The organism is Streptomyces sp. NPDC003077, assembly GCF_040611095.1.
Lineage (GTDB): Bacteria > Actinomycetota > Actinomycetes > Streptomycetales > Streptomycetaceae > Streptomyces.
In genome coordinates, this window is sequence record NZ_JBEXNM010000085.1 from 1 (window position 1) to 14,590 (window position 14,590).

General features: G+C 70.0%; 14 protein-coding genes. 5 read left to right on the top strand and 9 right to left on the bottom strand.

Annotation, left to right across the window (positions count from 1 at the left end; genetic code table 11):
• Positions 1-94: 94 nt before the first annotated feature.
• The 9 genes from ABZX96_RS33945 to rpmH all read right to left on the bottom strand — a co-directional run bounded on the left by ABZX96_RS33945 (position 95) and on the right by rpmH (position 6,830).
• Positions 95-712 carry a GNAT family N-acetyltransferase gene (locus ABZX96_RS33945; protein WP_355552053.1) on the bottom strand — a complete coding sequence of 206 codons (618 nt, stop codon included), beginning with the start codon at positions 710-712 and terminating at the stop codon, positions 95-97.
• Positions 713-986: 274 nt separating this feature from the next.
• Positions 987-2,036, bottom strand: a complete 1,050-nt coding sequence (locus ABZX96_RS33950; RefSeq protein WP_355552056.1) for a ParB/RepB/Spo0J family partition protein — start codon at positions 2,034-2,036, stop codon at positions 987-989.
• Positions 2,033-3,073 carry a ParA family protein gene (locus ABZX96_RS33955; RefSeq protein WP_355552059.1) on the bottom strand — a complete coding sequence of 347 codons (1,041 nt, stop codon included), beginning with the start codon at positions 3,071-3,073 and terminating at the stop codon, positions 2,033-2,035. The genes ABZX96_RS33950 and ABZX96_RS33955 overlap by 4 nt, the downstream gene beginning before the upstream one ends.
• Positions 3,074-3,392: 319 nt before the next feature.
• Complete coding sequence (gene rsmG / locus ABZX96_RS33960) at positions 3,393-4,118, bottom strand: 16S rRNA (guanine(527)-N(7))-methyltransferase RsmG (protein ID WP_355552061.1); 726 nt, start codon at positions 4,116-4,118, stop codon at positions 3,393-3,395.
• A gap of 158 nt (positions 4,119-4,276) precedes the next feature.
• Entirely contained in the window at positions 4,277-4,783 is a 507-nt protein-coding gene (locus ABZX96_RS33965) for a R3H domain-containing nucleic acid-binding protein (RefSeq protein ID WP_355552063.1), read from the bottom strand.
• A gap of 14 nt (positions 4,784-4,797) precedes the next feature.
• Positions 4,798-5,952 (bottom strand): membrane protein insertase YidC, encoded by a 1,155-nt coding sequence (gene yidC, locus ABZX96_RS33970; RefSeq protein WP_355552066.1) that lies wholly within the window; start codon positions 5,950-5,952, stop codon positions 4,798-4,800.
• 3 nt (positions 5,953-5,955) lie between these two features.
• Entirely contained in the window at positions 5,956-6,273 is a 318-nt protein-coding gene (yidD, locus tag ABZX96_RS33975) for a membrane protein insertion efficiency factor YidD (RefSeq protein WP_355552069.1), read from the bottom strand.
• Positions 6,270-6,668: a ribonuclease P protein component gene (rnpA, locus tag ABZX96_RS33980; protein ID WP_355552071.1), complete on the bottom strand. Its 399-nt coding sequence runs from the start codon at positions 6,666-6,668 to the stop codon at positions 6,270-6,272. The genes yidD and rnpA overlap by 4 nt, the downstream gene beginning before the upstream one ends.
• A 24-nt stretch (positions 6,669-6,692) precedes the next feature.
• On the bottom strand, positions 6,693-6,830 hold the full coding sequence (gene rpmH / locus ABZX96_RS33985; protein WP_003949374.1) for a 50S ribosomal protein L34: 138 nt from the start codon (positions 6,828-6,830) through the stop codon (positions 6,693-6,695).
• Positions 6,831-7,186: 356 nt separating this feature from the next.
• On the opposite strand from rpmH, the gene dnaA reads away from it, so the two are divergent.
• The 5 genes from dnaA (at position 7,187) to ABZX96_RS34010 (ending at position 14,300) form a co-directional block, all read left to right on the top strand.
• Positions 7,187-9,019, top strand: a complete 1,833-nt coding sequence (gene dnaA, locus ABZX96_RS33990; RefSeq protein WP_355552074.1) for a chromosomal replication initiator protein DnaA — start codon at positions 7,187-7,189, stop codon at positions 9,017-9,019.
• A 1,303-nt stretch (positions 9,020-10,322) separates the two neighbouring features.
• Positions 10,323-11,453 carry a DNA polymerase III subunit beta gene (gene dnaN, locus ABZX96_RS33995; RefSeq protein WP_355552076.1) on the top strand — a complete coding sequence of 377 codons (1,131 nt, stop codon included), beginning with the start codon at positions 10,323-10,325 and terminating at the stop codon, positions 11,451-11,453.
• A 173-nt stretch (positions 11,454-11,626) separates the two neighbouring features.
• Positions 11,627-12,508, top strand: a complete 882-nt coding sequence (gene gnd / locus ABZX96_RS34000; RefSeq protein WP_355552079.1) for a phosphogluconate dehydrogenase (NAD(+)-dependent, decarboxylating) — start codon at positions 11,627-11,629, stop codon at positions 12,506-12,508.
• A gap of 104 nt (positions 12,509-12,612) precedes the next feature.
• Positions 12,613-13,749: a DNA replication/repair protein RecF gene (gene recF, locus ABZX96_RS34005; RefSeq protein ID WP_355552081.1), complete on the top strand. Its 1,137-nt coding sequence runs from the start codon at positions 12,613-12,615 to the stop codon at positions 13,747-13,749.
• Entirely contained in the window at positions 13,746-14,300 is a 555-nt protein-coding gene (locus ABZX96_RS34010) for a DciA family protein (RefSeq protein WP_355552084.1), read from the top strand. Before recF ends, ABZX96_RS34010 begins: the two co-directional genes overlap by 4 nt.
• The last annotated feature ends 290 nt before the right edge of the window (positions 14,301-14,590 follow it).

A 14,590-nucleotide genomic window follows, 5' to 3' on the forward strand; every position in this document is an offset into this window, starting at 1 on the left:
GGGGCGGGCCCGTCCGCGTTTCACGTGAAACATCCGGACACTGTTTCACGTGAAACACATGGCGGGCTGTTTCACGTGAAACATAGGTCCCGTTTCACAGAGGCCGGAGAGCGGGCTCCTTCTGTACGGCCCCCAGCAAGCGGTCCAGCGCCAGTTCCACGTCTTCCTTCCAGGAGATCGTGGTCCGCAGTTCGAGCCGCATGCGCGGGAACCGGACGTGGGACCGAACGGTCTTGAAGCCCACCGCCAGCAGATGATCAGCCGGCAGCACACAGGCCGGCTCCTCCCAGCGGGCGTCTCCGAACGCCTCCACCGCCTTGAAGCCACGCCGGATGAGGTCTTTGGCCACGGTCTGCACCATCACCCGGCCCAGTCCCTGCCCCTGGTAGGCGGGGCTCAGCCACGCGGTCAGCAACTGGACGGCGTCATGGGAGACCGGACTGGTGGGGAAGGCCGTGGACCGCGGGACGTAGGCCGGTGGTGCATAGAGCACGAAACCCACCGGGACGTCGTCGACATAGACCACCCGCCCGCACGACCCCCACTCCAGGAGGACGGAGGAGATCCAGGCTTCCTTCTCCTGCTCGGTCCGGCAGGCCTTTACCGCGGCCTCACCACGGACGGGATCCAGCTCCCAGAAGACACAGGAGCGGCAGCGCTTGGGGAGATCCGGAAGGTTGTCGAGTGTGAGCGGTACGAGCCGACGGCCCATGAAGCCAGGTCCTCACTTCCCTCGCTCGCCGCACTGCGTGAGGCGGCCCGGATGTCCCGCTCTCTGAGCAGGCCACCGACGAATCCGCCGACGGCCCCGAGACCGAACCCCGCCGCCACCAGCCCACCGCGGCTCACCGATCGCATGGCCCCTCCCCAACGGACGCGCGCCATACCCGATCGCATCGTAGCGACGGTCCACGGCCTCCGGGTACCAAAGGGCGGGGCGTGTTTCCGGGTCTCCCCGAAGACACGCCCCGCCCTGCGAGCCCGGCTCAGTCCTCTTCGCTCTCCTCGGTGAGCCCCAGGACACGACCCTCACCGGGTGCCAGGGTGCCCAGGATGCGCTCCAGATCATCCATCGAGGCGAACTCGACGACGATCTTTCCCTTCTTCTGGCCCAGGTCGACCTTCACCCGGGTCTCGAACCGATCCGACAGCCGGGAAGCCAGGTCGGACAGTGCCGGGGACATGCGCGTCCCGGCCCGCGGCCCCTTGGCCTTGCCCGACCGTTTGGGGGAGGTGCTCATCATCCGCACGATCTCCTCGACCGTCCGGACCGACAGCCCCTCGGCCACGATGCGGCGCGCGAGCTGGGTCTGCTCCTCCGGGCCCTCCACCGACACCAGCATCCTGGCGTGCCCCGCGGAGATGACCCCGGCCGCCACCTTGCTCTGGACCTCCGGTGACAGCCGCAGCAGGCGCAGCGTGTTCGAGACCTGCGGGCGGGAGCGCCCGATCCGGTCCGCCAGCTCGTCGTGCGTGCACTTGAAGTCCCGCAGCAGCTGGTCGTAGGCCGCCGCCTCTTCCAGCGGGTTCAGCTGCACCCGGTGGAGGTTCTCCAGCAGGGCGTCGAGCAGCAGCTTCTCGTCACCCGTCGCGCGGACGATCGCCGGAATCCGCTCCAGGCCGGCTGCCCGGCACGCCCGCCACCGGCGTTCGCCCATGACGAGTTCGTACTGCCCCGGCCCGGTCGGACGCACCACCACCGGCTGCAGCAGCCCGACCTCCTGGATGGAGGTGACCAGCTCGTCGTGCGAGTCCTCGTTGAAGTCCGTCCTCGGCTGCCGAGGGTTCGGCTTGATGGCATCGACCGGCAGCTCGGCGAAGTGTGCCCCGGCCACCTCCTGGAGCGGCTCCACCGAAGGCACCCCTGTTTCACGTGAAACACCGTTCCCCGCGAGCGAGGTCACCTTGGCCGCGGCCACGCCGCGCTCCGGTACCAGTACCGGAACCGACGTCGGCGATGTCGCATCAGGGCCTTGTGGCGCTGCGGGGATCAGCGCACCGAGCCCGCGGCCCAGCCCCCTACGTCGTTCACTCACTGAGTCCCCTCCGGCATCCTGTGCTGTCCTTCATAGTTCACGCTGAGCCCGTGGCCACCGGCCACCGATGCTCCGCGCAGGGCGATTTCCCGGGCCGCCTCCAGATAGGAGAGCGCACCACTGGAACCCGGGTCGTAGGTGAGGACCGTCTGCCCGTAGCTGGGGGCTTCCGAGATCCGTACCGACCGGGGGATGCTGGTGCGCAGCACCTCTTTCCCGAAGTGGCTCCGTACTTCCTCCGCGACCTGCGAGGCCAGTCGGGTCCGCCCGTCGTACATGGTGAGCAGGATCGTCGAGACGTGGAGCTCCGGGTTCAGGTGCCCCCGCACGAGATCGACGTTGCGCAGCAGCTGGCCCAGGCCTTCCAGCGCGTAGTACTCGCACTGGATCGGGATCAGCACCTCCGCACCGGCGACCAGTGCGTTGACGGTGAGCAGACCGAGCGAGGGCGGGCAGTCGATGAGGATGTAGTCCAGCGGCTGCTGGTACGCCTTGATGGCCCGGTCCAGACGGCTCTCCCGCGCCACCAGCGAGACCAGCTCGATCTCCGCTCCGGCCAGATCGATCGTGGCGGGTGCGCAGAAAAGCCCCTCCACATCGGTCACCGGCACGACGACATCGGACAGCGGTTTGCTCTCCACAAGAACGTCGTAGATCGACGGAACCTCGGCGTGGTGGTCGATGCCCAGAGCCGTCGACGCGTTGCCCTGCGGATCGAGGTCGACCACCAGGACCCGCGCACCGTGCAAGGCCAGCGAGGCGGCCAGGTTGACGGTGGTCGTGGTCTTCCCGACCCCGCCCTTCTGGTTGGCCACCACGATGACCCGCGTCTGCTCGGGTCTGGGCAGCGCTACACCCGTGCGGCCGACGGTGTCCACCGCTAGCTGAGGGGGCGACGTTTCACGTGAAACATCATCCCCGAGTGACTCACTACGGGGACCGGGGACCGGGTCGGTCATCGGTCCCGCGATATTGGCGTCGGACCGCACGGATTCACTCTCCTCGACATCAGGCTCGCAGTGCTCAGAGCCTGCCATGCTTCCAGGTTCATGAACCAGTGAGGTCCGCTCTTCTGTGGATGAACCCCCCGTTGTGGATACATCCGTAACCCGTCCGGGGTGGCGGTCACGCGGTGCGGCAGCAGCCGCCCGGCCGCGACTGATGATTCCGTGCAGCAGAGAACGGTGTTTCACGTGAAACACGATGCCAGCGCGGTGCCCGATTTGTCCGCGACACGCGTATTGATGGGTTTAACGGAGTACAGCGCACGCCGAGGCAGGCGCCACGCCGATCCAGCGCCTCCGGCGCATCACAGCCCGGCAGGCCCACAGCCCCTACACGGCGCGAGGCCGCGCCTCAGCGCCGCCGCCCCCGCGACGCCCGGCTCGGCCGGGCCGCCTTCGCGCGCTTCGCCGCGAACCGCACGCCGCCCGGGCTCTCCCCCACCTCGACCCGCACGACGGTGGACAGCGGATCCACCACGCCCTCACCGACGTGCACCACCGAGGTGTCCACCACCCCGAGCTTGCTCAGAGCCGCCCGGGCCCCCTTCAGCTCCTCCTCCGCGGTGTCGCCCTTGAGCGCCAGCATCTCCCCGTACGGCCGGAGCAGCGGAACGCCCCATCCGGCCAGCCGGTCCAGCGGCGCCACGGCACGCGCCGTCACCACGTGCACCTGCGGCAGCTTGCCCATGACCTCCTCGGCCCGGCCGCGCACCACCGTCACGTGGTCCAGCCCGAGCAGCTCCACCACTTCGAGCAGGAAGTTCGTCCGCCGCAGCAGCGGCTCCAGCAGCGTGATCTTCAGGTCCGGCCGGACCAGCGCCAGCGGGATGCCGGGCAGCCCGGCGCCCGAGCCCACGTCGCAGACGGTGACGCCCTCCGGCACCACCTCGGAGAGCACCGCGCAGTTCAGCAGGTGCCGCTCCCACAGCCGGGGCACCTCGCGCGGACCGATCAGGCCCCGCCGCACGCCCGCGTCGGCGAGCAGTTCGGCGTACCGCACCGCGTCCGGGAAACGCTCGCCGAACACCTCACGCGCCGCCTCCGGCGCCGACGGGAGCTCCGCCGCTTCCTCCGTCACGGAAACCGCCCTTCCTTTGCACTGCTGGACTGGTCGATGGGGCGGGGTCCGGGTGCCTCGGCACCGCGGTCCGCACACCCCGGGTTCACACAGAAGGCTGACAAGTTTTGGCCCCGCCTGCGAGCAGACGGGGCCACACCTTTTGCCAACGGGGCTGATCAGGCCGGGAGGACCACCACGCGCCGCTGCGGCTCCTCGCCCTCGGACTCGCTGCGCAGGCCGGCGGCGGCCACCGCGTCGTGCACGACCTTCCGCTCGAACGGCGTCATCGGCTTGAGCTTCACCGGCTCACCGGTGCCCTTGGCCTCCTCGGCCGCCTTGGCACCCAGCTCCGCCAGTTCCTCGCGCTTGCGCGCCCGGAAACCGGCGATGTCCAGCATCAGGCGGCTGCGGTCGCCGGTCTCGCGGTGCACCGCCAGGCGGGTCAGCTCCTGCAGCGCCTCCAGCACCTCGCCGTCCCGGCCCACCAGCTTCTGCAGGTCGCGGCTGGTCGAGTCGCTGATGATCGACACGGCGGCACGGTCGGCCTCGACGTCCATGTCGATGTCACCGTCGAGGTCCGCGATGTCCAGCAGACCCTCCAGGTAGTCGGCCGCGATCTCCCCTTCCTGCTCCAGGCGGGTCAGGGTGTCGGTGCCCTCGGCGGCAGGGGTGGTGTCCGTCACGGAAGGACTCCTTCTCACTTCTTGGACGGGTGCTTGGGCCGCTGCTGGCCCTTGCGCTGTCCGGACTTGGCGTTACGGGAGCCTGAGGCGGAGCCGCCCTTCGGCTTGCTGTCCTGCGGGGCCTTCTTCTCCAGCGAGGGCTTCTTCACGGCGTCCTGGACGGACGACCCTCCGGAGTCGCCGTTGGCCGTGGAACCGGCCCGCGCCCGGCGCTGCGCCCCGCCGGTGGCCGCCGGCTGCTGCGTCTGGCGCTTGGACTTCGTCTGCCGCTTGGGCTGCTGCCGGTTCTGGCGCGCCTCCTCGGCGGCCTTGCGAGACTCGGCCTCGGCCGGGTCCTCCTTGAGCTTGCCCTTGGCCCGCAGGCGCTCCTGGCGCTCGGTGTAGGCACGGCTGCCCGGGGTCGGGTTGCGGCGGATGACGAACATCTGCTGGCCCATGGTCCACACGTTGGTGGTCAGCCAGTACACCAGGACACCGACGGGGAAGTTGATGCCGAACACGGCGAACATGATCGGGAAGACGTACATCAGCAGCTTCTGCTGCTGCATGAACGGCGTCTTGACCGTCAGGTCGACGTTCTTGGTCATCAGCTGGCGCTGCGTGTAGAACTGCGACGCCGACATCAGGACGATCATGATGACGGTGACGACGCGCACGTTGGTCAGCGAAGCGCCCAGGCTCTCGACCTTCTCGGCGCTGTCCATGAACTTCGCGGCCAGCGGTGCGCCGAAGATGTGGGCCTGCTGGGCGCTCTCCAGCAGCGGCCGGTCGATGACACCGACGATCTTGTTCTGCGCGATGTGGTTCAGGACCTGGTACAGCGAGATGAAGAACGGGGACTGCGCCAGGATCGGGAGACAGCTCGACAACGGGTTGGTACCCGTCTCCTTGTAGAGCTTCATCATCTCTTCGGACTGGCGCTGCTTGTCGCTCTTGTAGCGCTCCTGAATCGCCTTCATCTTCGGCTGGAGCGCCTGCATGTTCCGCGTCGCCTTGATCTGCTTCACGAAGAGCGGGATCAGGCAGATACGGATCAGCACCACCAGCGAGACGATGGACAGACCCCACGCCGCGCCGCTGTTCCTGTCGAACAACAGGCTGTAGAACGAGTGGAACTGGACGATGATCCAGGAAACGGCGTAGTAAAGAGGATTCAGGATCGTGTCCACGAATCAGGCTCCTTGGGCGTTGGGCTGAGTCTCGGGCTGTACGGCAGGCTCAGGGACGGCGGCCCCGCCCATACGGCTCCTCAGCCGCTGATGCCAGACCGGGCGCTTCCGGGGAGGGACGTGGTCGACGCCACCGAGCGACCACGGGTTGCACCGCAGGATGCGCCAAGCCGTCAGCGCGGTCCCCTTCACCGCGCCGTGGCGGTCGATGGCCGTGTAGCCATAGTGCGAGCACGACGGGTAGTACTTGCAGACCGGACCCAACAGCGGGCTGATGGTCCATTGGTACAGCTTGATGAGCAGCAGCAGCGGAAACTTCATCGTGGCGCCCTCCCCTGCCCTTCGGTGTGGGGAACCTCACCCAGCAGCCGCCGCAACGCGGTGTCCAGGTCGCGCGCCAGCTCGTCGTGGCTCGCGTCACCCGCACCGGGCAGCGCCCGTACAACCACCAGGCTACCGGCGGGCAGCCGGTCCAACCGGTCGCGCACGAGGTGGCGGAGCCGGCGCCGCACCTTGTTGCGGGTCACGGCGTTGCCGACGGCCTTGCTCACGACGAAACCCGCACGCGCCGGGGGAACGGATCCCCCCGCCGCGTGCGGGTCCGGTGCGACGTTGCGGAAATGAACGACGAGGAGCGGGCGCCCGGCCCTGCGTCCCCGGCGTACCGCGGTCGCGAAGTCCTCGCGCCGCCTCAGCCGATTGTCGGTAGGCAGCACGTCATGGACCTAGATCGTGGCTGCTCAGGCGGACAGGCGCGCGCGACCCTTGCCACGGCGGGACGCGAGAATCGCGCGGCCGGCGCGGGTGCGCATACGCAGACGGAAGCCGTGGGTCTTCGCACGACGGCGGTTGTTCGGCTGGAAGGTGCGCTTGCTCACTCGGGGGCTCCAGAAATGCTTGTGCCGTCAGGGACGACTGTGGGGTGTCGACTGGCTGTCACCGTGCGCCCACGAGTAGCTCGCAACGCCCGAGTGCACCGCTACACGATCACCAGAGCGCGATCTTTGCCCATCGGAGGCAGGCGGCAGCAGCCATCGACAACTCGACCTGGTTACGGTACGCGGGGCGGCCTCATCCGGTCAAACCAGCATCTCGCCGGGTCACACTGTACACAGGCTGTGGACAACGACTTGAATCCCCCCGCCCGTGCTGACTACCGTTGCTGAACCCCGATTCCTTCCCGCCCGTCCCGAGAATCACACATTCGTGGGACCTGTGAGAGAGCGTGCCCCCTGTGGCTGACGTACCTGCCGATCTTGCCGCAGTGTGGCCACGCGTACTCGACCACTTGCTACGCGCGGAGAGCGACAGCCTCAAGCCCAAGGACCAGGACTGGCTCAAGCGCACCCAGCCGCTGGCCCTGGTCGCCGACACCGCGCTGCTGGCCGTGCCCAACGAGTTCGCCAAGGGTGTGCTCGAAGGGCGGCTGGCACCGCTGATCGGTGAGGCGCTGAGCCAGCAGTGCGGCCGTCCGATCCGCATTGCGATCACCGTGGACGACTCCGCCGAGGACCCCGCACCCCAGCCGCCGGCCCCGATGCCGCAGCACCAGCAGCCCCCGGCCGTCGGCCGCCCCCCGCACGAGGGCTACGACGCGTACGACAACCGGCAGCCCTACGGCCACCAGAACGACGAGCTGCCCTCCGTGCGCCCCGTCTACCCCGAGTACCAGCAGCCCCGGCACGAGCCCGGCGCCTGGCCGCAGCACCCGGGCGGCATGGGCGCCCCGCACGAGGACTACGGCTGGCAGCAGCAGCGGCTCGGCGGCTTCCCGGAGCGCGACCCCTACGCCTCCCCGCCGCCCGCGCACGGCCGGCCGCACAGCCAGCGACCCCAGGACGACTACCGCACGCAGGGCCCGGGCGGCTCCGCCCCGTCGCAGCACCAGCACGGCGAGGGGCCCCGTTCCCCGTACGACTCCGTGCAGCACCAGGATCCGTCCGAACGCCGGCAGAGCGGCCACCTGCCCGCGCCCAGCGGCGCGCCCGGCCCGCTCGCCGCGCAGCCGGCACCCGCGCCCGGCCCCGGTGAGCCCACCGCGCGGCTGAACCCGAAGTACCTCTTCGACACCTTCGTCATCGGCGCGTCCAACCGCTTCGCGCACGCCGCGGCGGTGGCCGTCGCCGAGGCACCGGCCAAGGCGTACAACCCGCTGTTCATCTACGGCGAGTCCGGGCTCGGCAAGACGCACCTGCTGCACGCCATCGGGCACTACGCGCGCAGCCTCTACCCGGGGACGCGGGTGCGGTACGTGAGCTCGGAGGAGTTCACCAACGAGTTCATCAACTCCATCCGCGACGGCAAGGCGGACGCGTTCCGCAAGCGCTACCGCGACATGGACATCCTCCTGGTCGACGACATCCAGTTCCTGGCCAGCAAGGAGTCCACGCAGGAGGAGTTCTTCCACACCTTCAACACGCTCCACAACGCCAACAAGCAGATCGTGCTCTCCAGTGACCGGCCGCCCAAGCAGCTCGTCACCCTGGAGGACCGGCTGCGCAACCGCTTCGAGTGGGGCCTGATCACCGACGTCCAGCCGCCCGAGCTGGAGACGCGGATCGCGATCCTGCGCAAGAAGGCCGTGCAGGAGCAGCTCAACGCGCCGCCGGAGGTCCTGGAGTTCATCGCCTCCCGCATCTCGCGCAACATCCGCGAACTGGAGGGCGCCCTGATCCGCGTCACGGCGTTCGCCTCGCTCAACCGCCAGCCGGTGGACCTGGGCCTGACCGAGATCGTGCTGAAGGACCTGATCCCGGGGGGCGAGGACGCCGCGCCCGAGATCACCGCGACCGCGATCATGGCGGCGACCGCCGACTACTTCGGCCTGACGGTGGACGACCTGTGCGGGTCCTCGCGCAGCCGCGTGCTCGTCACGGCCCGGCAGATCGCGATGTACCTGTGCCGCGAGCTGACGGACCTGTCGCTGCCGAAGATCGGCGCGCAGTTCGGCGGCCGGGACCACACGACGGTCATGCACGCCGACCGGAAGATCCGCGCCCTGATGGCGGAGCGGCGCTCCATCTACAACCAGGTCACCGAGCTGACCAACCGGATCAAGAACGCCTGAGCCCGGCCTGATGGGCGGCGGGCGCGCGTTCCGGGACGGATGCGGATGAAGCGGGGCGCGTCGCGGCCGGCGGCCGACCGCGCGCTCGTCAGGATCCGGACGGCCCCGGGCCGCCGGAGGAAGAGCCGTCCGCGCGCCGTCGAGGGCTGGGCCGCCGGTCCGGGCCCGCCGTACACGTCCGCCCAGGGATCCGTCCAAGGCGCGTCAGCGGTGAGCCGAGGGATCCACAGCCCGTGGATGACGGCGCCACCTGCGGACCCGCAGCCAAGGCTGCCGCGGAGTCCCGCACCCCCAGCTCGCCGACTCGTCCCCGTCCGCGCAAGCCCCGCCGTGCTCGCCCCACCGACACCGCGCCCCCAGCGCCCGCCCCTCACCCCGCGAACCGCCGACCGCCCCCGCCGGCCGTACACAGCCGGTGGACGCCTCCCGCAAGCCGCCTCCGACCCGCCGTCCGCGTCCCCGACAGCGCCCGCAGCCGACCCCGACGCTCTCCGACAGCCCCCGCCACCGAGTCCGGCCCGCTCTCCCGCCCTCCGCGCTGTTCGATTTCCACCCCTGGTTACGGCCGCCCTCCACAGATGTGGGGAGAATCTTCCGTCCACACCCTGGGGACTGGGAAGTTATTCATCCGGCGTCCACAGGCGTCGGGCCGGGAACCATGTCTGCGCAGGTCAGAGGGCTGTGCATTTGTGGTCAACTCTTCTCCACAGGGTGTGGACAAAAGATTTCCACATCGGTACCCACAGGCCGTTGTCCACGGAGGGGACGCCTGTGCCCACAGCCCGAGGGGGGTTGTCCCCACCTCGGAGCCACTTCTCCACACCCCTGTCCACTGTTCGGCAACGCGACACCCGCACTCACCGACGCGAGTGAAAGGCGTCACACCGCGGTACGGGATTGGGCTGTGGGGAACCGGGGTAAAGCTGGGGACAGGACTGGGGAGAAGTGCCCTCTGCCTGTGGGCGGGGTGTGCAGAACTTCTGCCGGTCCACAGGTGGGCCCGCTTATCCACGGGTCCCACCCACAGCCCCGGTGGACAAAAAAGCGGCTTTGAGCTGCGCAGACATGGTTGTCCACGGTTTCCACAGGCCCTACTACTACGACCACGGTTATCTACCGGGGACTTCCTCTCGAATCGGGTGCTGTGCACAACTTGGGGAACGGGCCTCGTCCGCCCCTTCGCTCGACTTGACCCCGAGCAGCAACGGCTGTCGGTGGTGTGCGTCAAACTGTTCAGGCGGCTACCCAGCCGACGAACAAGGCCAGCAGGGCGCAAGCCAGCAACAGCAGGAGGCGGTTTCCGGTGAAGATCCGGGTGGAGCGCGATGTACTCGCGGAGGCGGTGGCCTGGGCGGCCAAGAGCCTCCCGGCCCGTCCGCCGGTGCCCGTCCTCGCGGGCCTGCTGCTGAAGGCGGAGGACGGCGCCCTGAGCCTGTCGGGCTTCGACTACGAGGTCTCGGCGCGGGTCTCGGTGGAGGCGGAGGTCGAGGAGGAGGGCACCGTCCTGGTGTCCGGCCGGCTGCTGGCCGACATCTCCCGCGCGCTCCCCAACCGCCCGGTGGAGATCTCCACAGACGGTGTACGAGTGACCGTGGTCTGCGGCTCCTCCCGCTTCACCCTCCACACCCTGCCTGTGGAGGAGTACCCGGCGCTGCCCCAGATGCCCACCGCCACCGGCACCGTCCCCGGCGAGGTGTTCGCCGCCGCCGCGTCGCAGGTCGCCATCGCGGCCGGCCGGGACGACACGCTCCCGGTGCTCACCGGCGTCCGGATCGAGATCGAGGGCGACACCGTCACCCTGGCCTCCACCGACCGCTACCGCTTCGCCGTCCGCGAGTTCCTGTGGAAGCCGGAGAACCCGGACGCCCAGGCCGTCGCGCTGGTGCCCGCCAAGACGCTGCTGGACACCGCCAAGTCGCTGAGCAGCGGTGACTCCGTCACGATCGCGCTGTCGGGCTCCGGCGCCGGCGAGGGCCTGATCGGTTTCGAGGGCGCCGGGCGGCGTACGACGACCCGCCTGCTGGAGGGCGACCTCCCCAAGTACCGCACGCTCTTCCCCACCGAGTTCAACTCCGTGGCCGTGATCGAGACCGCGCCGTTCGTCGAGGCGGTCAAGCGTGTGGCGCTGGTGGCCGAGCGCAACACTCCGGTCCGGCTGAGCTTCGAGCAGGGCGTGCTGATCCTGGAGGCCGGGTCGAGCGACGACGCACAGGCTGTGGAGCGGGTGGACGCCGACCTGGAGGGCGAGGACATCTCGATCGCCTTCAACCCGGGCTTCCTGCTGGAGGGCCTGTCGGCCATCGACTCCCCGGTCGCCCAGCTTTCCTTCACGACCTCCACCAAGCCCGCGCTGCTCAGCGGCCGTCCGGCCAAGGACGCCGAGGCCGACGAGGCGTACAAGTACCTGATCATGCCGGTCCGCCTCTCGGGCTGACCGGTCGGCGGCCGGCTCCGGCGTCCCGTCCACAGGGTGGGGACGAGGGGTCGGCCGCCGTGCGTACGGCCATCGGCCGATGAGCGCCTGAGCCCACAGGTGTGCACGGCATCCCGGGCGTAGGCTCGTACTCAGGTACTAATCGCAACGACTATGCGCAAAGAGGGTCTGTGATGGAGCTCGGTCTCATCGGTCTCGGCAAGATGGGCGGCAACATGCGTGAGCGCATCCGCCGCGCTGGCCACACCGTCGTCGGATACGACCGCAACCCGGACCTGGCTGACGTGAACAGCCTCAAGGAGATGGTGGACGCCCTGCAGGGCCCGCGGGTCGTGTGGGTCATGGTCCCGGCGGGCCAGGCCACCCAGTCGACCATCGACGAGCTGGGCGAGTTGCTCTCCCCCGGCGACGTGGTCGTGGACGGCGGCAACAGCCGGTGGACCGACGACGAGAAGCACGCCGAGGAGCTGAAGGCCAAGGGCATCGGCTTCGTCGACTGCGGTGTCTCCGGTGGCGTCTGGGGCCTGGAGAACGGCTACGCCCTGATGTACGGCGGTGACGCGGAGAACGTCGCCAAGGTCCAGCCGATCTTCGACGCGCTCAAGCCCGAGGGCGACTTCGGCTCGGTGCACGCCGGCAAGGTCGGCGCCGGCCACTTCGCCAAGATGGTCCACAACGGCATCGAGTACGCCATGATGCAGGCCTACGCCGAGGGCTGGGAGCTGCTGGAGAAGGTCGACTCCGTCACCGACGTGCGCGAGGTCTTCCGCTCCTGGCAGGAGGGCACGGTCATCCGCTCCTGGCTGCTGGACCTGGCCGTCAACGCGCTGGACGACGACGAGCACCTGGACAAGCTGCGGGGCTACGCCGCCGACTCCGGCGAGGGTCGCTGGACCGTCGAGGCCGCGATCGACAACGCGGTGCCGCTGCCCGCGATCACCGCCTCGCTCTTCGCGCGGTTCGCCTCCCGCCAGGACGACTCGCCGCAGATGAAGATGATCGCCGCGCTGCGCAACCAGTTCGGTGGCCACGCGGTGGAGAACGCCGGCAAGTGACGCGACCGCCGCCCCGCGCGGGCGGCGTCGCGACGTCATCAGGACAGCAGGCATCGCCGCGGTGGTGCCGTGAACCCACCGCGGCCGGGGGAGGTCGGCGCGCCATGCACGTATCGCATCTCTCGCTCGCCGACTTCCGCTCGTACGCCCGGGTCGAGGTCCCGCTCGAACCGGGCGTCACGGCGTTCGTGGGCCCCAACGGGCAGGGCAAGACCAACCTCGTCGAGGCCGTGGGCTACCTGGCCACGCTGGGCAGCCACCGGGTGTCCTCGGACGCGCCGCTGGTGCGGATGGGCGCCGAGCGGGCGATCGTCCGGGCGGCCGTCGTGCAGGGCGAGCGGCAGCAGCTCGTCGAGCTGGAGATCAATCCCGGGCGCGCCAACCGCGCCAGGATCAACCGGTCCTCGCAGGTCAGGCCGCGGGACGTGCTGGGCATCGTCCGCACGGTGCTGTTCGCGCCCGAGGACCTGGCGCTGGTCAAGGGTGATCCGGGCGAGCGTCGCCGCTTCCTGGACGAGCTCGTCACCGCCCGCTCGCCGCGGATGGCGGGGGTGCGCTCGGACTACGACCGGGTGCTCAAGCAGCGCAACACCCTGCTGAAGACCGCGGCGCTGGCCCGGCGGCACGGTGGCAGGCAGATGGACCTGTCGACTCTGGACGTCTGGGATCAGCATCTGGCGCGCGCGGGGGCGGAGCTGCTCGCCCAGCGCCTGCATCTGATCGCCTCGCTGCAACCACTGGCGGACAAGGCGTACGAGCAGCTCGCCCCCGGCGGCGGGCCGGTGGCGCTGGAGTACCGCGGTTCGGCGGGCGAGGCGATGGCCGGGGTCTCCTCGCGCGAGGAGCTGTACGAGGTGCTGCTGGCGGCCCTGGGCGAGGCGCGCCGTGGCGAGATCGAGCGGGGCGTGACACTGGTCGGCCCGCACCGCGACGAGCTGCTGCTCAAGCTGGGTGAACTGCCCGCCAAGGGGTACGCGAGCCACGGCGAGTCCTGGTCCTACGCGCTGGCGCTGCGGCTGGCCTCGTACGACCTGCTGCGCGCGGAGGGCAACGAACCGGTGCTGGTGCTGGACGACGTGTTCGCCGAGCTGGACGCGCGCCGCCGGGAGCGGCTGGCGGAGCTGGTGGCCCCGGGCGAGCAGGTGCTGGTGACGGCCGCCGTGGACGACGACGTGCCCGGGATGCTGGTGGGCGCGCGGTACGCGGTGTCCGAGGGCGTCGTGCGGAGGATGGAAGCGTGAGCGGGGAGCCGGAGCGGGAAGCCGAGCCGTCCGGCACGTCGAAGCCGCCCCAGCTCTCCGGTGTGGACCTGGCCCGGCAGGCGCTGTTCGCGGCCAAGGAGGCGGCGCGGGCGCGGGGCGCCGCGGCGCAGCAGAAGAAGCAGGCCCGGCGAGGCGGCGGTCTGCGCTCCGGCGCGCGCGCCGACGGCCGCGATCCGCTGCCCCTGGGCGCGGCGATCAACCGGCTGATCACCGAGCGCGGCTGGGAGACCCCGGCGGCGGTGGGCGGGGTCATGGGCCGGTGGCCGCAGCTCGTCGGGCCGGAGGTGGCGCAGCACTGCGAGCCGCAGAAGTACGACGAGCAGTCCCGGGTGCTGACGGTGGTCTGCGATTCCACGGCGTGGGCGACGCAGTTGCGGCTGCTGGCGCCGCAGGTGGTGGCCCGGCTGAACCAGGATCTGGGCCACGGTACGGTCAAAATGATCAAGGTTCTGGGCCCGGGAGGCCCGGCCCGGCGGTACGGACCGCTGCGCGCGCCCGGCAGTCAGGGCCCCGGGGACACGTACGGCTGACGCGCCTGGTGGCGCCGCCGGTGACGGCCGGGCCCGCGCTCTACGGGTGGGGCGGGTGAGACCCCGCTCACGGTCTCCGAAGGTTGACACCCCGAAGCGCTGAGTGCGGGCGTGAGCGTCCTGGGGGCCCTCCTCGGATATGGGGATGCGGCGTATGGCGGTTGAGGGCGGCACGTGACGACTCAGGCGCCTGCAAACCCCCATTAGTGTCGGCGCTACCGGTAGACTGGAGATAATCCCGCCCACTCGCGGAACATGACGAACGACGCGGCCACTCCCGCCTGCCACTC